The following is a 20,276-nucleotide window of genomic DNA, read 5'->3' as shown; positions in this document are numbered from 1 at the left end:
GGCTGGACCGACTTCCGGCCCGTGGGCGTCCCTCACGGTGTCCCCCCCGAATTCGATCAATCATGACCCGGACCGCCGCCGGGGCGCCGTCATCGCGGCTCCAGGTCCACCCGGCCCGAGCTGCGACGTCGTGAGCCCCGCACAGAACGTGACAGGCCAATCCGAAACACCATGACATGGTATGTCGACGGAAGAACACCGTATTGCGCTAAAGAGCCTGGGCACCGGCGGACGGACCGCCCGGCGGGTGTCCCCGGCAGGCACGACATCCGGGCGGGCGACCAGCGCCGCGGCGGGGCCACGCGGGCGTCCGGACCGGCACCGGGGCTCACCCCGACCGGCACCGGAGATCTGACGAGAGGGATTATCGGGAGTACCAACCCCCGGGTCCGAACCGTGGGGACGATGAGCACACAGGCAAAGGCGGTTGCGGATCGTGACGACGGTGTCCGTCTCGGAGACGGTGTCTGTCCAGGCGCGGATCGCCGCGGAGCTGGGCGTGCGCGAGGGGCAGGTGGCCTCGGCGATCGACCTGCTCGACGGCGGTGCGACAGTGCCGTTCATCGCCCGGTACCGCAAGGAGGTGACCGGCGCCCTCGACGACGCGCAGCTGCGAACCCTGGAGGAGCGGCTGCGGTACCTGCGGGAGCTGGCGGAGCGGCGGGCGGCGATCCTGGAGTCCATCCGGAGCCAGGGCAAGCTGGACGACGCCCTCGAGGCGCAGATCATGGCCGCCGACACCAAGGCCCGCCTCGAGGACATCTACCTCCCCTACAAGCCGAAGCGCCGGACGAAGGCGCAGATCGCGCGTGAGGCCGGGCTGGAGCCGCTCGCGGACGCGCTGCTGGCCGACCGCTCGCTCGACCCCCGGGCGGAGGCGGAGCGCTACGTCGACGCCGAGAAGGGCGTCGCGGACGCCACGGCCGCGCTCGAGGGTGCCCGCGCCATCCTGGTGGAGCGCTTCGCGGAGGACGCCGACCTGATCGGTGCCCTGCGCGAGCAGATGTGGTCCCGTGGTTATCTCGTCAGCCGGGTCCGCGAGGGCAAGGAGTCCGACGGCGCGAAGTTCGCCGACTACTTCGACTTCGCCGAACCGTTCACGAAGCTGCCGTCCCACCGGATCCTCGCGATGTTCCGCGGCGAGAAGGAGGAGATCCTCGACCTCACCCTGGAGCCGGACGCGCCCGCCGACCCGGCCGAGCCCCCGGTCCCCGGCCCCACCGACTACGAGCGGCGCATCGCCGAGCGTTTCGACATCGCCGACGCCGGCCAGCCGGCCGACCGCTGGCTGCTCGACGCGGTGCGCTGGGCGTGGCGGACGCGGGTCCTGGTCCATCTCGGCGTCGACCTCCGCATGCGGCTGTGGACGTCCGCCGAGGACACCGCGGTGCGCGTGTTCGCGGCGAACCTGCGTGACCTGCTGCTCGCCGCCCCCGCCGGGCAGCGGCGCACCATGGGCCTCGACCCGGGGTTCCGCACCGGCGTCAAGGTGGCGGTCGTCGACGCGACCGGGAAGGTCGTCGCCACCGACACGATCTACCCGCACGTCCCGGCCCGCCGCTGGGACGACTCGCTGGCCTCGCTGGCCCGGCTGTCCGCCGAGCACGGCGTCGAGCTGATCGCCATCGGCAACGGGACGGCCTCCCGGGAGACCGACAAGCTGGCCGACGACCTGATCCGCCGGCATCCCGAGCTGAAGCTGACCAAGGTGATGGTGTCGGAGGCCGGTGCCTCCGTGTACTCCGCCTCCGCCTACGCGTCCCAGGAACTGCCCTCGATGGACGTCTCGCTGCGCGGCGCGGTGTCCATCGCGCGCCGCCTGCAGGACCCGCTCGCCGAGCTCGTCAAGATCGACCCGAAGTCGATCGGGGTCGGCCAGTACCAGCACGACCTGGCCGAGGCCAGGATGTCGTCCTCCCTGGACGCCGTCGTCGAGGACTGTGTGAACGCGGTCGGGGTGGACGTCAACACCGCCTCGGCGCCGTTGCTCTCCCGGGTCTCCGGCATCAGCGGCGGGCTGGCCGACAACATCGTCCGCCACCGTGACAGCAACGGCCCGTTCCGGTCGCGGACGGGGCTGCTGGACGTGGCCCGGCTGGGCCCGAAGGCGTTCGAGCAGTGCGCCGGCTTCCTGCGCATCACCGGCGGCGACGACCCGCTGGACAGCTCCAGCGTGCACCCGGAGTCCTACCCGGTAGTCCGGCGGATCCTGACGGTGACCGGTGGCGACCTGCGCGCGCTGATCGGCGACACGAAGACACTGCGCTCGCTCAAGCCCACCGAGTTCGTCGACGACACGGTCGGCCTGCCGACGGTGACCGACATCCTCGCCGAGCTGGAGAAGCCCGGCCGCGACCCGCGGCCGGCGTTCAAGACCGCCGAGTTCACCGAGGGCGTCGAGACCCTCGCCGACCTGGTGCCGGGCATGATCCTCGAGGGCGTGGTGACCAACGTCGCCGCGTTCGGCGCCTTCGTCGACATCGGCGTGCACCAGGACGGCCTCGTCCACGTCTCGGCGATGTCGAAGAACTTCGTCAGCGACCCCCGTGAGGTCGCCAAGCCCGGGGACATCGTGCGGGTGAAGGTCCTCGACGTCGACATTCCGCGCAAGCGGATCTCGCTCACGCTGCGCCTCGACGACGAGCCGGGCGCGGCGGACGCCGGCGGCGGGCAGAGCGGTCAGGGTGGCCAGGGCGGTGAACGGCGCGCGGGCCGCGGCGGCCGCGGCGGGCAGAACCGCGGTGGCGCCGGTGGCGCCGGCCGGAGCCAGGAGCGTGACGGCGGGCAGCCCGCCGACCAGCAGGGCGGCCGACAGGCGGCAGCGGCCGGCGGCGGGCAGCCGGCCGGCGGCCAGCCCGGAGGCGGGCGTGGCGGTCCGGGGCAGCGGGGCGGCCCCGGCCAGCGCGGTGGTCCGGGCCAGCGCGGCGGCGGTGCGGGTCAGCGCGGCGGTGCCGGTGGCGCGGGTGGCGGTCAGCGCGGTGGCGGCGGTGGCCAGCGCGGCGCCGGTCACCGCGGCGGGCGGACCGACGGGGCCATCGCCGACGCGCTGCGCCGCGCCGGTCTGGTGACCGGCGACGAGGTCACCCTCGGCGGAAAGCAGGACGGCAGCCGGGACAGCCGCCGCGGGCGCCGATAGCCGCGGCCGGGGTTCGTTCCGAAGTGTGTTGCCTCAGCGGCGCGTGGCGTGGCTGAGGCAACACACTTCGACTGCCGTGGATCGCACCTCCACGGCCGTGCATCGAGAACTGCGCCGGGCCCGCCGGCCAGATCGGCATGAGCCGGCGGGCCCGCCAGCATGGTCAGGCGGGCCGCATCAGCACGAGCCGCCGGGGCCGGCCTGGATGAACCGGTCGGAGACCACGAAGGTGGCGAAGTCGGCGTACTGGTCGACGGGGCTGGCCCAGCTCAGGTCATCGCCGCCGAAGAAGGTGGAGAAGAAGACGCCCTCGATACGCAGTGCCGGCGTGCTGCGGTAGAAAAGGCCGTCCTGGTGGAAGACCTCACGACCGTCGACCCAGACGGTCACCGATCCGTCCGCCAGCTGCGGGCTGTTCAGGCGGACGCGTTGCTGAATGGCCGCCCACCGCCCCGGGACGAATTTCCAGCTCCCCAGGCCGAGTGTCGTACCGTAATCTTTCGAGCGTGGAAGATAGGCGTACACCTGTCCTTTTCCGCCGGCCCGCCACATGTAGCGGGTGGAGAATCCGTTCGTGCCGTCCGGAGTGTTTCCGCCGGCCACGTGGGTGCCACCGAAGAATCCTGGGAGCTTGCCGCCCCTGGCGAACTGGAAACCATCCTGGAACCGGACCCGGTAGCTCAGATAGAGGTCGTCGGCGGGACCGTCACTAAACTGGAGATAGACCTGGGCACCGCCGGAAGGGGCCCCGTCCTGCTCGACGGAGAGCTGGCTGGCCGAACCCTTCGGATAGCGGACCCGGATGTGCTTCCAGGCACAGCCCGCCTCCGGCAGCTCCACGGTGACGTCGTCCAGACCGAAGGCGCCCCGCCGGCGCATGATCAGCTCGTCGCCGAAGAAGCTCTGCAGGTGCGGGGGCAGCGGCGGTGCCGCCGGGGAGCTCAGCCCGTTCACCGCGGGCACCTCCGGCTCCGGCCGGCGCTCGTCCGGACCGGTGGTGCAGCCCACGGCGCCGCCCGCTCCCAGCAGCGCCGCCAGAAAAACGCCTCTTCGCGACAGTACGCTCACTGCTGTTCTCCCCGACCCGCATTCCGCCCACCTGGCTTATCGCCGGTAATTACGCGTGTCGGCTCGCGGCACCGATCCCCCGGCGGCGAGGACCACGAATTCCGAGTGGTCCGCGCCGACATAAAGTCTAGACCGCGTGCGGCCGGCACCCGGGTATGGCGACGGCCGGCGCGGCGATCCGTGCCGGCCGGCCGTCGGGCATCCGGGGCCGTTTCAGCTCATCCGGCCAGCCGGACCAGTTCCGACCCCAGGTACGACGCCAGGGCGGTGGAGTACGTACCGGTGATGTGGCTCTTGTCGTAATAGACGACCGTGTCGCCGATGATTGGCGGGCACTGTTCCTTCGCGCACAGCCACGGCACGGGATCGACCAGCATCGCCCCGCCGTCGCGGGCACCCTGGTTCTCGATGGCCCGCTGCGGTTCGGTCAGTTTCGCGCCGGAGACCCGCACAACACACCGGCGGATGTTCGACGGATTCCTGGCGAGGCAGTCCGGAACGTCGAATCCCGGGTAGGGCGTGTCCGAGATGAACACGACCTTGGCCCCGGTCGAGCGCAGCGTGCGCACGGCGCTCGCCATCCCGCCGGCACCCACCCGGATAGCCTCCGTCCGCGCCTCGGAACCGACGACGATCAGGTCCGGGTCGAGCGCGCCGATCCTGGCGAGGGCCTCCGCCCGCCAGGCGTTGCACTCGGTGTAGACCCGTTTCAGGGTCTCCAGCACGAAGTCCGGGTAGTCGGCCGGCGGGCAGCCGCCCTTCGTGTAGGGGATCAGCCGCCAGCCGCGTTCGCGGCTGACCTTGTTCATCGCGTTGAACCACTGGTTCGCGTGCGAGTCGCCGAACAGAACGACCGTCCGACGGCCGTTCGGGTCCCCGTAGGCGCAGTCGGTGGGAGTGCTGGCGGTGATCGCCGCGTAGCACCTGTTCGCCTTGTAGTCGAGTGGGGCCTGTTCCAGCGACGGCCGCAGCCCCGCCGGCAGCCCCGGCAGGTCCAGCGACTGCTCGATCACCCGGGACAGAGCGGTGGACGCTCCCACGGTTCCCGCCGTTCCCGCTGTTCCCCCGGCTCCGGGCGCTCCCGCCGCGACATCGGCCGGGCCGGGGATCGGCGCCACACCGCCCGTGGTGGGGATGGCCGCGACCTGGCCCACGCCGAGCGCGACCGCAACCGCGGCGCCGGCCAGGCAACCACCGAGGCCAAGGCCGACCGCCGGCCGACGGACCAGCACCGACCGGGCCCGGATCGGGTTCTCGACCGCGTAGTAGGTGAGCGCGGCCAGGACCAGCGACCCCAGCACGGCGACGACCTTCCCGCCCGTGCCGAGCGGTGCCCCGGAGGCCTCAGGCCAGAGCACCAGCACCGGCCAGTGCCACAGGTACCACGAGTAGCTGAGGCGGCCCGCCACCTGTAGCGGCCACCGGCGCAGCAGCAGCTCGGCGCCCCGGCGCGGCACGGCACACCCGCCGGCGATCACGAGCGCCGAGCCCGCGACCGGCAGCAGCGCCGCCAGCCCCGGGTACTGCGTGCCCTCGTCGAACCGCGCCGCGGCGAGCAGGATCCCCAGCAGGCCCAGCCAGCTCAGCTGGGACGACAGCGCGCGGGGCATCCGGGCGAACGCGGGCGCGCCGAGCGCGACCAGCGCCCCCGCCGCCAGCTCCCACGCCCGGGTGTGGCTCCCGAAGTAGGCCCACGGCGCCGACCGCGGGGTGAGCAGCACGCTGAGCGCCAGCGAGCCGCCGAACACCGTGACGAGCACGGCGAACACTCGCCCGGTGCGGACCGGCCCGGTGCGGCCCCGGCGCCAGCCGCCGGCGATCACCGTGGTCACGGCCACCAGCACCAGCGGCCACAGGGCGTAGAACTGCTCCTCGACGGCGAGGGACCAGAAATGCTGGAACGGCGACGGCGGCCCGTCCGCCCGCAGGTAGTCCGTCCCGGCCTGGGCAAGCCGGATGTTGATCGCCGACACGGCGGAGAACGCCGCGTCCACGCTGATCGAGTGGAGGCGCAGCGGTGACGCCCACCGCCAGGCGGCCACCATCGTCGCGACGATGACCACCGTCGCCGCCGGGACTATCCGCCGCGCCCGCCGGGCGTAGAAGCCCCGCAGCGAGATCCGCCCGTGGCCGGCCCGCTCCGTGAGCAGCTGCCTGGTGATGAGGAAGCCCGAGATCACGAAGAAGACGTCCACGCCGACGAACCCGCCGGCGACCGCGAGCCCGGAGTGGCCGAGCACGACCAGGACCACCGCGACCGCGCGCAGCCCCTCGATATCCGGTCGGAACTTCCTGGCCTTGGTGTCCCCGCCGGCCGAGGCCGGCGGGGACACCAGGGTCAACGTGTCGCCGACCGTCGGGGTGGCCTCAACCGTCGTCAAGTCAGACTCCGCCGCCCAGCACCGGACGGCCGACCGCCCTCGACCGACGTCGGCGGGCGAGTCCGGTGAAGCCGCTGAGCAGGACCAGCACGAGCGGCACCGACGCCCAGATCCCGACGAGCACCCGCGGGCGCCACTGGTCGCCGTTGTCGCGCAGCGTGTTCCCGTCCGGGCTGATGCCCTGCGTCGCGAGCTGGTTGTCGACGATCGTGTTGCTCCGTACCCGGATGTTCTCCCCGCCGCCGCGGACGTGCAGGCCCACCCGGTTGCCGGTGATCGTGTTCTGCTCGACGACGTTGTCCGGCGAGGAGGCGAGCACGATGCCGTCACCGCGGTTGCCGCTGGCGGTGTTGCCGACGATGCGGTTCCCGGTGCTCGAGGCGTCCATCATGATGCCGTTGAGCCTGTTGTCCCGGGTGATGTTGCCCGCCACGACGCCGCCGGTCACGAAGTCGGAGAAGATGATGCCGTGCCGGCCGTTGCGCTCGCTGACGTTGTTGCGCACCGAGATCCCGGTCGAGTAGCTGTGCGGGTCGACACCGTAGAGCGTGTTGTCGTGGAACCAGTTCTGCTCGATGGTCACGTCACGGGCATGGTCCGTGTACGTCCCGATGAAGCTGTGGTCGACCTCGGAGTGGGTCATGCTTCCGGTGGAGCGGTCCGACCAGGAGACGCCGTAGGAGCTGTTCCAGTCCCGTCCGAGATAGCTCAGGTGGCTGCGGGTGATGGTGAGGGTCGCCGCGTTCGTGGCGACCACGAACGGCCGCCGCTCGTCGACGCTCAGCTGTTGCAGATCGTCACTCGTCGTGCTCGGGCGGACGGCGACGCCGTCCAGCGCCAGCCGGCCGCCGTCGACGCCCAGCAACACGCCGCGCCGGACCTCGAGCACCAGCTCGGAGACCGGAGCGGTGATCGTGAGCGACGCCCCGGGCGAGACGACCAGTGCCGTCGACAGGGTGACCCGGCCGCGGCCGTCGTACCCGGCCCAGGACGGGTCGTCGACCTTCTCGACGACGTCCAGCAGGCCGGTGACCGGGCGCTGCAACGGGACGACGCGCTCCGGCCGGCCGCCGGCGAGCAGCGTGATCGCGTCGGGCCCCACCGCGATGCCACGGATCTCCGGTGACGGGCTGGTACGCGCGTCGACGGTGTTGGGCGGCAGCCCCAGGATCACGTTGCTGAGCGGGTCGTAGGACGGCGTGTAGGCGTGCCGGTGGAAGAACTCGGTGGTCGAGGTCAGCTCCCGGTAGTCACGGCCGACGGTCACGCTGAGCGTGACCGCGCTCAGCGCCGTCATCACGGCCAGCAGGAGGTGGACACCGCGGCGGCGGGACCGTTCGCGCCGGGCGCGGGCGGCCGCCGTCACCGCCGCCCGCTCGCCCGGCACGCTCCCCGGCTGCCGAACGGGCACCGCGGTCGGCAGGGTCACCGTGTTGGCGGTGCTCGCCGTCACGCCCGCCGGGCCGGGCCGGTGCGGCGTGTGGGGCGAGTGCAACCCGAGAGGTGGCTCATGAGGTGGCTGAGGAGGATGGGGAGGGTAGGGCTGGCGGGTCGGGCGGGTCGTCATCGGTTACCCTCCCCCGCGACGGACGCGGGCACGCGGCCCCCGCCGGCGACGGCCTCGTCGTCCCGGGCAGTGCCGGTGGTGCCGTCGCCGTCCCGGTCCCGGTCGCGCTCACGCTGGCCGCTGGTGGCCGCGGTCTTGGCGATGACCTCGAAGCTGCGCGGGTTCCCCATGTAGAGCGTCGCGACGAGCGCGACGATCGTGAACGTCGCCGTGACAGGCGCCAGGACCACGGCGGCGAGGCTCTGCAGGACGCGGTTCGTCCAGAATCTCGCGCTGCTCACCCCGGGCTGGCGCAGGCCGGCGTTGACCCAGCCGCTCAGCCCGAAGTTCACCAGCCAGACCGCCAGCGAGCACCAGAAGAGCGAATGCGCCCAGCCCGCCACCTCGATCGTGTCCGTGAGGATCAGGACGACCGCCGAACCCGACGCGAGAAACGTGAACAGGCTGAGGAGGTACCGCACCGCGATTCTGATCGCGGCACCGAGCGGGAGCACGTCGCGGTTCACGATGGCGTGGATGTTGCCCCACATCCACCGGCGGCGCTGCTTGAAGTAGGCCTGCCACGTCCACGGGGAGGTGAGCTGGATGTACTCGTGGAAGAAGCCCCAGCGCAGACCGGCCGCCGCCGCGTTGCAGCCGAAGGTGAGATCCTCGGAGGCGAAGATCCGCCAGTTCCAGGTGACCGTCCGCTCGGTGTGGCCGGTGATGGTGAGGCCCTCCCCGTGGACGAACAGCGGCCGCCCGAGGATTCCCTGGAAGGAGGAGCAGTAGGTCATGCAGTTGTGGAACCGCAGGTCATCGATGTGGCTCAGGATGAAGTGCGCGAACGGCCCGCTGCCGTAGTCGATGCGCGGGGCCGTCACGCCCTGGCAGATGTCGTAGTCGGCCGCGTAGGCGGTCTCGAGGTACTCCCACGTCGGAGACGTGTCGTCATCGAGAAACGTGATCTTTGTATCGGCCGTGTCGTAGCCGAGATGCTGGCGGACGATCCGGCTGAACTCCAGGGCACGCGCCTTGTACTGGGCCACGCAGGTGAAGTCGGTGGGCACCGTGATGACCCGGTCCGCCTCGGGGTAGATGTCGCCGTTCCCGGGCTCGTTGGTCACCCAGATCTCGTAGTTCATCGTCATCGGGAACGAGCGGATCTCCCGGATGATCTCGTTGACCCGGTCCTGTTCCCGGCCGACGGTGGTGATCTGGATAATGTATCTCGAGAAGAGATCCCGGTTCTGCCGGAAGGTCGTGTGGAACCACCACTCACCCGCGGCAAGAATGAATATCTCGATCATGGGCCGGAGGAAGGCCACGAGCAACAGCCAGGGCAGCAGGGTGCTCATCGGGGCGCGCCTTCCGTCGCCTCGACGCCACGGGAGTCCCGCGGCTGCCGTGGAAGCCGGTCGGGCGACCAGAGCGCGCGGGCGGAGGCCAGCCCCGGCCCCGGTTCGGTGGCGCCGCCGCCGAACCCGTCACCGAACCCGTTGCCGGACCTGTCCCCGAGCGAGTCAGCGGCTCGCCCGCCAACCAGCTCGGCGACCCGCTCGCCACTCACGGCGCCGTCGGCGGCCGCGCGGTCGACGAAGCGGCTGTTCATCTCGATGACCGACCGCAGAATCGGCATGTCCACGCCGACACCGGCGGCGAACCCGAGGAAGGCCATGGTGTCCTTCGGCAGGCAGACACCCCCGTACGGCGCGCCGCCCCTGGTCCCGTAGGCGGGGTTGAAGGACGCCTCGGCCGACCGCGAGACCGTCTCGGACACCGCCCCGAGGTCGATCTGAAGACGCTCTGCGACGACGTGCATCTCGTTCCAGAACGAGATCTTCGTGGCGTTGAAGATGTTGTGCGCACACTTGACGAACTCGGCGGTCGTCGGGTTATCGAAGATCCTCATGGTCCCCCCGAAAGGAGCGAAAAGCTCCGCGAGGCGCTCCTGGACCCGCCGGTTACGAGCCCCGATGACGGTCATCCACGGCCAGCGGAAGTCCTCGGCGGCCGACGAGGCGCGCAGGAACTCCGGATTGCTGGCCAGCAGGAACCCGCTGCCCTGACGCAGCCCGGACTCCTGCTCCAGCAGCGGGCCCACCAGCCCCTCGGTCGTGCCCGGATCGACGGTGCTGCGAACAACCACGGTGTGCACGGCGGACGTCTCGCACAGGGCGCGGCCGAGGTCGCGGGTACCGGCCACGAACGCCGTGAGGTCGTAGCGGCTGCCGGCGTTCGGTGTCGGCAGGGTGAGAAAGACGAGGGAGTCGCCCTCCGATCCCAGGTCGATCTCGGGCCGCGCGTCCAGGCCGATCTCGTTCAGGAATGCGACTCGCTCCGGTGAGACGTCGATGAACGTGACCCGGTGCCCGGCGTCGAGCAGCCCCCTCCCGGTGGCTGTTCCCACGACTCCGGATCCGACGACAAAGATTCGCATCTTCTTCAGCTCCTTGGGGCGCGCTCAGGGCATGGTCGGCCCGGGCGGCGTCGAGCGGGCGCGGACGATGACGTCCGAGAGTCCGCGCGTGGGGCGACGGAGAGCCGTCCCGGTCCGCGCGGCGTTGTCGGGGAGTCCGCGTCCCGGTCGGGATGCGCGGACTCGTGAGCCTCGGGCTTTGCGCCCGGTGATTCTCTAAACGATTAGGCGGCGTCGCCGTGGCCGGTCCCGACCGGCCCGCGCTCCGGTGTCCGCCGACCCGCGGCCGGGTGGAGTACGGACGAGGACGCACGTCGTGATGCCCGCGAACGGCGGTGGACCGCCGTTCCCCCCGGGCACGCTCGCGGACACGGACACAATGCCGCCCGCACGCTGCGTTGCCATAACTACTGTTTCCCCCAGTGGTTCGCGGCCGGACCCCGGAACCGACCCCCCAGACACGTTTACCGATCGATGATTACCCCAGAACAGAGCATCCCCAAATACCCCGTCCAAGTGCGGAAGAGTAGCCGATCGGCGCGTGGTTCGCCGCAGAAGGCCGACACCGGGCGTGTTACGCGGGACGGCCGTGAAGCGAATTCAGCCACAGAATTACGCGACAGCGGTGCGACCCGGAACGGCCGTTCATCCCTTTCCTGGCGATCCAGGAACTATCTCCGTTCGGGAACCAGTCCGTACTGTTCCTATATCGTGCTCTTCGCCCGGCGTGCACCCCTTCTCCGGAACGGCGCCGCCCGGCGGCACGGGACGGCGCCGCCGGGGTGTCAGAGGTACAGGCCGGTGTGGCCGTCGCGCTCCGGGGTGGTCGCGGGCATCCGTCCGTCACGAAGGGCGAACAGCTCGGCCAGGGTCGCGGACATCCCGACCCCGGCGTCCGCCGCCGTCCCGAGCCAGGCGAGCGCCTCCTCGCGTGGGAGCGGCCCGACCTCGACCTGGGCGAGGCAGCGGCCCGGCCGCACGATCGCGGGGTGCAGCCGCGCCAGCGGCTCGTTGGTGGTGACCGCGACCAGGACGTCCCGGCCCTGCCCGACCAGGCCGTCGGTGAGGTTGAGCAGCCTGGACAGCGCCTGGCCGGAGACGCTGCGGGCGTCGCCGCGCAGCAGCTCGTCGCAGTCCTCGATCACCAGCAGACGCCAGCGGCGCCGGGACGAGTCCTCCGTGCCGCCGCCCGCCGCCCCGCCGCCCGCCGGCACTCCGCCGGCGCCGGGGCTGCCGGGGCCGGCAGCCGCGTCCGCGGTGTCCCCGTCGGCCGCCTGGTCGGCTTCCGCGGTGGAGTCCGCCGCCGCGTCACCGAGCGCCAGGCTGGTCCCCTCGGCCGGGCCGTCGTCGTCCGTGTCGTCCGACCCGATCGCCACCTCCATGAGGTAGCCGGGGTCACCGAAGAGCGCCTCCGGGTCGAGCACGCAGTCGACCTGGCACCAGCTCCGCCACTCGTGCGCGAGCGCGCGCAGGATCGTCGTCTTGCCGGTTCCCGCCGGCCCGTGCAGGAGGATCAGCCGGCCGACCAGGCTCTCCGGGCGCATGGCCATCAGATGGTCCAGCGGCGCCAGCGTGGTCTCCGCGTAGTTACGCCGGATCGACCGCCAGGCGGTCGTCGCGGCCCGCCGGATGATCCTCGTCGGCCCGCGCTGGGTGGAGAGGTACCAGAAGCCCATGGTCACGGTGCCCTCGCCGACGGACTCCGCCGTCGCCTGGCGCACCACGCCGTCGAGCACCGTCCGGGCGAGCTCCTCGCTGACCGCCGTCACCAGGACCTCGGCGCTGCCGCCGCGCCAGCGCACCGCGCGCACCGTCCAGCCGTCACCGGTCGCCAGCCGCGAGTCACGGGCGTCCTCGACCACGGTCCGCACGACCTCGGCGTCGACCGGCAGCAGGCTCGCGCCGGGCTTGAGCCGGTCGATGCGCGCGCTGCGGGCCCAGGGCTGGTCTCCCTTGGTGAAGGGGCCGAGCGCGAGCGCGTCGACGACGTCGTAGGGGGTGTCCGAATCGTCGAGGGCGACGACGAAGGGCAACTCCGCCGGGAGCCGGCCGGAGCGCTCACCCCTCACACGATCGCCGTTGGACGAGGAACCCTGCCGCGGAATGGACACGAGACAGATACTCGGTGACGAGTGCTCCTGACACCACCTGGTTCCTCCATTCCGTCGCGGAAGGTGGTGGGAGGCGCCCAGCACACCGCGTCATGGCGGGTCTCGGAATCGAGCCCGCATGGCCTCCCGCCGCGTACCCGATGGTCCGCTCCGCGGCGGGAGGTCCCGGCCTGACCGTCAGTACCCGTGTGGGTACCACGCAGGAGCCACCGGGTGGCTACGGCCGGACACCGGGTGGCTACGGCCGGACACCGGGCCCGGGGACGTCCGGCGCCTCGGCACCAGGCTCGGGTGGCTCCGGAGGCCCGAACCTGGCCACCTCGAGCACGGCCCGCAGGAGGTCGATGAGACGGTCCCATCCGACGAGGAGGGCGGCGGTGTTCTCGCCGGTGACGGGGTCCGACGCGAGCAGGTGCAGGGTCTTCACCACGGCGTAGAGGTACGGCGGGCGCGGGCGCCAGACGGTGAGCTGCGGATAGGTCTCGTCCAGTGCCTGGTGCAGGACGCGGCGCAGCGGCGTGTCGGGGCGCCGCCGAGCCGGGTCGGTGTGATGGAGGATGGTCACCACGGCGTCGATCTCGTCCACGTCCGGCAGCCACATCCCGGCACGCAGCGCGGTCTCGGCCTCGGCGAGGGCCTCGTCCACGGCTGCCACCGGGTCGCCACCGCCGTCGGGCACGGGCGGCGGCGCCCAGTCGTCGTCGTCATCGGTCACCTCACTACCGTCTCTCAACGAAGCCACGATGGGACACGGGGTGATCGGATACACAGTGCCGCCGCGTGGTGGGAGACGCGGCGGAAGACATCGAGAGGCACGATGCGGGGGACCCCGTCCGGCCGGAAGGCCTCTACCTTCCGGTGACAACCCACGGTCGACGTCAATCGCGAGGCGCCCCAGTGCCCAACCTGCAGCCAGAGAACTCCAGGCCGTTGATCAGCCTGCCACCGTCCCTGCGGCCGCCCCCGGAGCCTCCGTCGGAGGCGGCGCCTCGTGCTGGTCTCCCCCGCCCCTTCCTGCTCGGCGTGGACGGCGGCGGTACCAAGACCACGGCCGCCGTCCTCGACCTGCGGCGGTCGACGCTGACCACGGCCACCGCGGGCCCGAGCAATCTCGACGTCGTCGGCCTCGACGGCGCCGCCGCCGCGATCATGGAGGCCGTCCGTGGCGCGCTCGGCCAGGCGGGTGCCGCGGCCGACGAGGTGGCCGCCGCGGTGCTCGCGGTGGCCAGCGCCGACACCGACGACAACCAGGAGGCCCTCCGGAGCCGGCTGACCGACCTTCGGCCGGTCGGGAGCACGCTGGTGCTCAACGACGTCGTCGCGGCCTGGGCCGCCGGCACGCTGGGCCGCCCCGGTGTCGCCGTCATCAGTGGTACGGGCAGCAACACCCTGGGGGTCGCCGCCGACGGGCGCACCTGGCGATGCGGCGGCTGGGGGCACCTGCTGGGCGACGAGGGCTCGGGGTACTGGATCGGCCTGCACGGGATGCGCGCGGCCGTCGAGTTCCGGGACGGGCGCGCCCCCTGGTCGGCGCTCGTGCCCCGCCTGCTCGCCTTCTACCATCTCGACCTGGTCGAGAGCGTCGACGATCTCGTCTACGGCAGCCTCGACAAGGCGGGGATCGCCGCGTTCGCCGTCGAGGTCGCCGCCGCCGCGGCCGCCGGTGACGCCGTCGCCCACCGGATCCTGACGGACGCCGGCCGGCTGCTGGCCGACCAGGTCCGCACAGTGATCGACCGGCTCGGGCTGACGGGCGAGTTCCCCGTCTCGCTCGTGGGCGGCACGTTCAACTCCGGGCCGCCGTTCCTGGACGCGTTCACCGCCCGCGTCACCATCGCCAGCCCGGGCGCGCGTCTCGTCCGGCCGCGGATGTCCCCGGCCGCCGGGGCCATCCTGCTGGCGGCGCGGCTGGCGGGCACCGAACAGCTGGTGGACTGGGCCGGTATCGGCGATGCCCCGGGCACCCCCACGGAGGAACTGGTCCGCCCGCGCTGACGGAACCGGAACCCCGGGCTGCCTTGGGCATGCTCAAGGCGTGCTCAGAGCGTTCCCAGAGCTTGGGTCAGTGCACACCGGTCAGGACCGCGGTCAGGCGCGGTCAGTCGCACGGTCGGGGTCCGGTCAGGGGGCGGTCAGGGGGCGGGCGTCATGGTCGGCCCCGGCGCCGGGGCCGACGGGGCACCGGACAACGACGGGACCCGCGCGAACGGAGGCGCGGAGGACGGCGAGGCGCCCGCCGACGGGTCGGTGGAGCCGAACGGGTCCACGGTGCTGGTCGGGTCCACCGTCGCGGTCGGACTGGCGGTGACGTCCGGCGAAGGCGAGGGGGACACCGTCGGCGAGGGCGGGGCCACCCGCGCCGGGGCGGTGGTCACCCTCGCCCGCGGTGTCGGCGTGGCGCTCGCCTGCGCACTGCGCAGTTCGTTCTTCGCCTGCTCGACCGCCGTGGTGTAGGAACGTGACGCCGGCAGCGACTCGGGCCGTACCAGGATGTACAGCGCGAACACGGCGACGAGCGCGAACATGAGCAGCAGCGTCGAGCGCTGCGCCGGTATCCGGTCGAGGAACCTCATGAGGACGTCGGCGGGGCCGTGTCGAGGTCGGCCGGCACGTGGATCCCGGCGCGCAGCAGCGCGACCGTGATCTTGGCCCGCAGCGCCCGACCGACCTCGAACTGCTTGCCCGGCAGGGTCCGGGCAACGACCCTGATCTTGAACTGGTCGAGGTCGATGCTCTCCACCCCCATCACGGTCGGCGCGTCCAGCAGCAGGTCGTGCAGCGCGTCGTCGGCGTACGCCTCGGCACCCACCCGGGTCAACACGTCACTTACCGTAGTAACATCAACACTTGTGGGTATCGGGACGTCCACCACGGCCCGCGCCCAGTCCCGGGACAGGTTCACCACCTGGACGATCTGCCCGTTCGGCGTGATCACCACCTCGCCGTTGGACGTCCGCACGCTGGTGATGCGCAGCGTGACCTCCTCCACCGTGCCGGTGATCGCGCTCGGCGCCCCCAGGACTACCAGGCGGACGAGGTCCCCGAAGCCGTACTGCCGCTCGGTGACCAGGAAGAACCCGGCGAGCACATCCTGGACGACGCGCTGCGCGCCGAAGCCGAGCGCCACACCGACCACGGTCGCCGGGGCGACGATGCCGGTGACCGGCACCCCGAGGCGCTGGAGCACCAACACGACCGCCACGCAGTAGACCAGGGCCAGCGACACCCAGGTCAGCACCTGGACGACCGCGTGGCGATGCTTCGTCGCCTCGGAGCGCACCACCCCGTCGCTCTGGCTCGACTGCTGGTCGATGCGCCGCTCGACGCGGTCACCCACCCAGGTCGCGAACCGGGTCAGCAGGACGGCCGCAATCACGATCATGACGATCTCGAGCCCGCGGCCACGGGCCCACTCGGAGATGTCCGTCAGCGGAGCGGCCGCCGTGATCATGCCGCCGCCATAGTCATGACGCCGGCGCGATCATGACGTCGACGTGGCTCGGCCCGCGTCGGCTTCCCGCAGGCCACACACGCGGCCGGCGGCACCGCGCCAGCAGGTCGGGTATGCCCTCACCCATCCGAACCTACCCGCGACCCTCCACCCCGACCGCCCCGCCCCACGCCCAGCCCACGAGCCGCAAAGAAATCACCACCTAAGCTCACACTCCAACCAAACAACCCTCAGGGGTTAACCGAACACCTGAAGCAACCAAACCCCGACCAGAACCCGCCCCCCGACCAGAACCCGCCTCACCCCGGCCAGCACCCGCCACGGTTGGTCGGCCGGGCCGGGCCGGCCCCGGACAGGACCTGGGACAGGCCGACTCCAGATGCGCGGTCGGCCCCGGGCTGCTGGCAGCCAACCAGCTCAATCCTGCCTCCCGGTCAGATTCGGAACCCAAGGTCAGGTTCAGCGCTCAGCCGACTGCGGCGCCCAGGTCACTCGGGCGGGTCGTCACCTGGAGGTTGGTGGTCGAACGCGGCGAGCATTCGTTCCATTGCCAGGTCGACGCCCTCGCGGTCGCCGGTGGCGAGCAGGTCCAGGAGCAGGCCGCGAGTAGTTGCGAGTGCGAGGCGGGCCTGCGTGCGTGCCTCGGCCGGCGGCAGGCCGTCACGCACCAGGAACTCGGTCATCGGGCCGAGCCAGTCCTCGACGACTCCATCCAGCAGCGGTTGGGCGTAGGCGCGGCCCTGCAGCGCCTGGCCGTAGATCTCGAAGAAGAGGCGCTCGAACGGAGCCAGTTCGGGCTGGCTCAGCCGTCGCCACATCTGGCGGCCGAGCTCGACCGCGGAGGCTGCCGGTTCGCGCTGCATCTCGGCGAACGCGGCTCGTTGCTGTTCCTCCATCGCGCGCACCACCTCGACGAGGAGGCCGTCCCGTGAGCCGAAATGGTAAATGATCATGCGATGGCTGGTGCCGAGAGCGGTCGCCAGTCGGCGCAGGCTCAGGTCACCGATCCCGTGCTCCGCCAGGTGCGCGATGACGTCTTCCAGCAGGGCTTCCCGCGCACGCCGCCCCGCGCTTGCGCGCGGACTGTCCGACAGCTGACCTTGCGACGTCATGTACCAGATGGTACATGTACCACTTGGTACAAGTCGCGGCGCCACCCGGCGCCGGTCGAGAAACCGATCACCCCACAGGAGGCACCCGATGTACTACGAGACCTCGGTGACCATCGACGCCACGTCCGACGAGGTCTGGGCGGTGATGCGGGACGTCGAACGCTGGCCCACCTGGACTCCGACGATGACCAGCGTGGACATGGCGGCACGGCCCGCGGCGGTCGGGAGCTCGGGGGCTGACGGCGAACTGCGCGACGGCAGCGTCGTGCGGATTCGGCAGCCCCGACTGCCCGCGGCCGAGTGGACCGTGACCGACCTGACCCCGGGCTCGGGCTTCTCCTGGATCTCCAGGGCCACCGGCATGACCACGGTCGCCGACCACCGCATCACGCCCGCCGCGGAGGACGGCAAGGTCACGGTGCGGCTGAGCCTGCGGCAGTCCGGGCCGCTGGCGCCGGTGGTGGCGCTTTTCATGGCGCGACTGGTCCGCCGCTACGTCGACACCGAGGCCCAGAGCCTGCGACAGCACTGCGAGCAGCGGTCCCGCGCCGGCCGGAGCGACGACTGAAACGCCGCACCTCACCTGCACGGCCACCGGAATTCAGCCGCTATCCGCGCGAGACCGCCGGCCCTGGGTGCCTCGCAGCGCGCTTCGTGGACTGGCGGGGCGGACCGAGTTACGGACCCAGCCTGCCTCGATCTGATCAGATCAGATCAGATCGAGGCCCCGTAAGCGAAATTCAACCCAGAATTTCGGCATGAGCCCGCGAAACACGGGCACGAATCGATCACATTCTGGATCATCGCCGCCGGAAATCGATTCCGCCGATTCCGCGGACGGCTCTCCTCAGGACCACCCACCGCGAGGGTAGGCCCGGGAGCCCAGGCCGGGCCGCCGGTCCGAGGCCGTAACGCGCCGAAGTAGTCAGCCGAGCATTTCTTCTCAGCTGTCTCGGGCTCCACGGTCGAGATCTCGGGTCAGCCCCCGCTACCACCGCATCCCGATGACACGCGAAATCAATCCGAAGGCGAGCCGTCGTCAGCGGACCTCAACCCCGCAGGGCGCACGCAGAGTCGCCGCATCAACCCATTGGCGCAGGTCAGGACCTTGATCGCGGCAGCGGCCCGCCCATTGGACCGCATCGGGACGCGGCCGGGGACCCGTTCGGCCATGTTCGGCACCGGGCCGTCGGCGTGAGCCGCGGAGGCGTCAGGGCGGCCGTCTTCCACCCCGACCGGCTGTCTTGGGCACCTACCCGAATTTGCCTACCCGAATGGGCCAATGAAGCCGAATACCGAGCCCGGCGGCCCACCGACAGACCACCTCCACACACCTGGACCACGCCAGGATCTGACCACGTCAGGCATCCCACCAACTACGCTCAGCCATCCGTCGCCAAGACGAACAAAAAGAGTATTTCGGACATTAAGCTGCGTAGACGAATCGCAAATGCCTGCGGCGCAGCCAACATCGAAGATCGACCATGCTGGCCGAGTCGAGGATCCCGATCATCGGCCAGCCGTCGCCGACCACAGATCCGGACTCGCGGAACAAGGTCATCCGCACAGTACGCGATTAACACGGAGGAGCACTCGAACTCTCCCTCGCCCCAGACCCTCCCGGGTTGCGGTGAACCTGGCGTTGGTAGTTTTCTGCGCAAGTCGAGACTGACCGGCAAACGCTGATCCACACCCTGCGCCGGACCGCCGTACTCCCGATAAGGGCGGTTCGACGGGCGCCGTCGGTGAGTGTCATGGCGACTCGTCACAGTCAAGGGAGAAGGATTAATGCGTATCACCAGAATGCGGGCCGTCACGGCCGGCGTTCTCGGCGCGGCCATGACGGCGGCGGCCGCACCGGCCTGGGCCGTTCCCACGCCGACTTCGACCGCGAGCCCGTCCGCCGACATCGCCGAGGGCATCCTCGGCACGCCGGATCCCACCGCTTCCACGGGAAGCGGGATAACCGTCAACCTCGATCCGAGCGCCTCGCCGAGTGCCACACCCGGGGCCACCCCGAGCGCTGGTCCGGGCCCGGCCCCGGGCACCGGCCCGGGCGTCATCATCAGCAGCCCTTCGGCGACACCGACCGGTACCGGCGACGCGACGCTGGACCAGTTCCTGTCACTGCTCCCGTTCCGGCTCCCCTTCGATCGGGAAATCAACGGCATCGATGACTTCGAGACCAATCCGCTGCGACTCAGCTACACCTGCACCGGCGCAGGTCCCGCCTGGCGGGTGAGTAACCAGTCGGACGTCCCGTTCGGCTTCGGCTGGTTTGACACCAGCCAGGGCTCCGGCATCTCCACCCTCGGCCCGCGGCAGTCTCTGGAGCTGCCGTCCCACGCCATGGCCGTGATCGCTTCGCCGTGGAACGAGACGACCGGGAACCTCCTGGTGACCGTTCCGGCCGTCGGCGTCTCCACATGCGCCGGGACTCCCGCGCCCACGGTGATTCCGGGCGGCGGCGGAGTGGGCGCGACGCCGGCAGCCGGTGTTGGCGCTGGTGCTGGCGGCGGGACCAGCGGCGGTGGCGTGCCCGGCGGCGGGACCGGCGGCGGGACCAGCGGCGGCGGGACCAGCGGCGGGACTGGCGGCGGTGGGACCGGCACGGGCGGCGGGACCGGCGGCGGCGGGACCGGCGGCGGAGCGCCCACCGGTGGAGGCGGCGCGCCCGCTGGCGGCGGCACCGGCGGCGGTACGGGCACCGGCGGTGGCGCACCCACAGGCGGCGGTACACCCGCCGGTGGTGGTGGTGGTGGCGCACCCGCAGGCGGCGGGGGTAGCGGTGGTGGCGGCGGCACACCTGCCGGCGGCGGAAGCGGCGGCGGTGGCGGCGGAGGTGGCGGCACACCTGCCGGCGGCGGAAGCGGCGGCGGTGGCGGCGGAGGTGGCGGCACACCCGCCGGCGGCGGAAGCGGCGGCGGTGGCGGCGGAGGTGGCGGCGGAGGTGGCGGCACACCCGCCGGCGGCGGAAGCGGCGGAGGTGGCGGCACACCCGCCGGCGGAGGTGGCGGCGGAGGCGGCGGCGGCACACCCGCCGCCGGCGGCG

The 20,276-nt window shown here is 71.7% G+C and carries 14 protein-coding genes; 4 read left to right on the top strand and 10 right to left on the bottom strand.

Translation table 11 applies throughout. The features are described from left to right. Positions 1 to 436 precede the first annotated feature (436 nt). Entirely contained in the window at positions 437 to 3,136 is a 2,700-nt protein-coding gene (locus MXD62_RS05040) for a Tex family protein (protein WP_248828265.1), read from the top strand. A 177-nt stretch (positions 3,137 to 3,313) separates the two neighbouring features. Here the strand turns inward: MXD62_RS05040 and MXD62_RS05035 are convergent, their stop codons facing one another. From MXD62_RS05035 to MXD62_RS05005, 7 genes are all read right to left on the bottom strand, one after another. Beyond that, positions 3,314 to 4,204: a polysaccharide lyase gene (locus MXD62_RS05035; protein WP_248828264.1), complete on the bottom strand. Its 891-nt coding sequence runs from the start codon at positions 4,202 to 4,204 to the stop codon at positions 3,314 to 3,316. A 218-nt stretch (positions 4,205 to 4,422) separates the two neighbouring features. Beyond that, positions 4,423 to 6,585, bottom strand: coding sequence for an acyltransferase family protein (locus tag MXD62_RS05030; protein ID WP_248828263.1), 2,163 nt, complete (start codon positions 6,583 to 6,585; stop codon positions 4,423 to 4,425). Between the two features lies 1 nt (position 6,586). Beyond that, positions 6,587 to 8,038, bottom strand: a complete 1,452-nt coding sequence (locus tag MXD62_RS05025) for a NosD domain-containing protein (RefSeq protein WP_248828262.1) — start codon at positions 8,036 to 8,038, stop codon at positions 6,587 to 6,589. A gap of 110 nt (positions 8,039 to 8,148) precedes the next feature. Continuing rightward, positions 8,149 to 9,489: a glycosyltransferase family 2 protein gene (locus MXD62_RS05020; RefSeq protein ID WP_248828261.1), complete on the bottom strand. Its 1,341-nt coding sequence runs from the start codon at positions 9,487 to 9,489 to the stop codon at positions 8,149 to 8,151. Beyond that, a complete protein-coding gene (locus tag MXD62_RS05015) occupies positions 9,486 to 10,571 on the bottom strand; it encodes a UDP-glucose/GDP-mannose dehydrogenase family protein (RefSeq protein WP_248828260.1) in 1,086 nt (361 codons plus the stop codon). Before MXD62_RS05015 ends, MXD62_RS05020 begins: the two co-directional genes overlap by 4 nt. Before the next feature lie 764 nt (positions 10,572 to 11,335). Further along, positions 11,336 to 12,619 carry a DUF5925 domain-containing protein gene (locus tag MXD62_RS05010; protein WP_248828259.1) on the bottom strand — a complete coding sequence of 428 codons (1,284 nt, stop codon included), beginning with the start codon at positions 12,617 to 12,619 and terminating at the stop codon, positions 11,336 to 11,338. Positions 12,620 to 12,899: 280 nt separating this feature from the next. After that, positions 12,900 to 13,376, bottom strand: a complete 477-nt coding sequence (locus tag MXD62_RS05005) for a hypothetical protein (protein ID WP_248828258.1) — start codon at positions 13,374 to 13,376, stop codon at positions 12,900 to 12,902. Positions 13,377 to 13,558: 182 nt separating this feature from the next. Here MXD62_RS05005 and MXD62_RS05000 point away from each other — a divergent pair, with 182 nt between their 5' ends. Next, the gene (locus tag MXD62_RS05000; RefSeq protein ID WP_248828257.1) at positions 13,559 to 14,656 is read left to right on the top strand and encodes a BadF/BadG/BcrA/BcrD ATPase family protein; all 1,098 of its coding nucleotides are present in this window, start codon (positions 13,559 to 13,561) and stop codon (positions 14,654 to 14,656) included. 137 nt (positions 14,657 to 14,793) lie between these two features. Here the strand turns inward: MXD62_RS05000 and MXD62_RS04995 are convergent, their stop codons facing one another. The 3 genes from MXD62_RS04995 to MXD62_RS04985 form a co-directional block, all read right to left on the bottom strand. Next, on the bottom strand, positions 14,794 to 15,234 hold the full coding sequence (locus MXD62_RS04995) for a hypothetical protein (RefSeq protein ID WP_248828256.1): 441 nt from the start codon (positions 15,232 to 15,234) through the stop codon (positions 14,794 to 14,796). Beyond that, the gene (locus MXD62_RS04990; protein WP_248828255.1) at positions 15,231 to 16,112 is read right to left on the bottom strand and encodes a mechanosensitive ion channel family protein; all 882 of its coding nucleotides are present in this window, start codon (positions 16,110 to 16,112) and stop codon (positions 15,231 to 15,233) included. The genes MXD62_RS04995 and MXD62_RS04990 overlap by 4 nt, the downstream gene beginning before the upstream one ends. A 488-nt stretch (positions 16,113 to 16,600) precedes the next feature. Beyond that, on the bottom strand, positions 16,601 to 17,224 hold the full coding sequence (locus MXD62_RS04985; protein WP_248828254.1) for a TetR/AcrR family transcriptional regulator: 624 nt from the start codon (positions 17,222 to 17,224) through the stop codon (positions 16,601 to 16,603). Between the two features lie 88 nt (positions 17,225 to 17,312). On the opposite strand from MXD62_RS04985, the gene MXD62_RS04980 reads away from it, so the two are divergent. Together MXD62_RS04980 and MXD62_RS04975 are read left to right on the top strand one after the other, a co-directional pair. Then, positions 17,313 to 17,792, top strand: coding sequence for an SRPBCC family protein (locus MXD62_RS04980; RefSeq protein WP_248828253.1), 480 nt, complete (start codon positions 17,313 to 17,315; stop codon positions 17,790 to 17,792). Between the two features lie 1,220 nt (positions 17,793 to 19,012). Then, positions 19,013 to 20,276 (top strand): hypothetical protein (locus tag MXD62_RS04975; protein WP_248828252.1); only part of this gene is annotated, 1,264 nt, incomplete at its 3' end.

Source organism: Frankia sp. Mgl5 (assembly GCF_023242985.1).
GTDB classification, from domain to species: domain Bacteria; phylum Actinomycetota; class Actinomycetes; order Frankiales; family Frankiaceae; genus Parafrankia; species Parafrankia soli.
Note: the sequence above shows the minus strand (reverse complement) of the source record. Positions and strands in the feature narration are given on the sequence as shown.

Bases quoted from the DNA above. Each gene is read 5' to 3' on its own strand.
- MXD62_RS05020 (WP_248828261.1), bottom strand. From the start codon at position 9,489: ATGAGCACCCTGCTGCCCTGGCTGTTGCTCGTGGCCTTCCTCCGGCCC.
- MXD62_RS05015 (WP_248828260.1), bottom strand. From the start codon at position 10,571: ATGCGAATCTTTGTCGTCGGATCCGGAGTCGTGGGAACAGCCACCGGG.
- MXD62_RS04995 (WP_248828256.1), bottom strand. From the start codon at position 15,234: ATGAGGTTCCTCGACCGGATACCGGCGCAGCGCTCGACGCTGCTGCTC.
- MXD62_RS04990 (WP_248828255.1), bottom strand. From the start codon at position 16,112: ATGATCACGGCGGCCGCTCCGCTGACGGACATCTCCGAGTGGGCCCGT.
- MXD62_RS04985 (WP_248828254.1), bottom strand. From the start codon at position 17,224: ATGACGTCGCAAGGTCAGCTGTCGGACAGTCCGCGCGCAAGCGCGGGG.
- MXD62_RS04980 (WP_248828253.1), top strand. From the start codon at position 17,313: ATGTACTACGAGACCTCGGTGACCATCGACGCCACGTCCGACGAGGTC.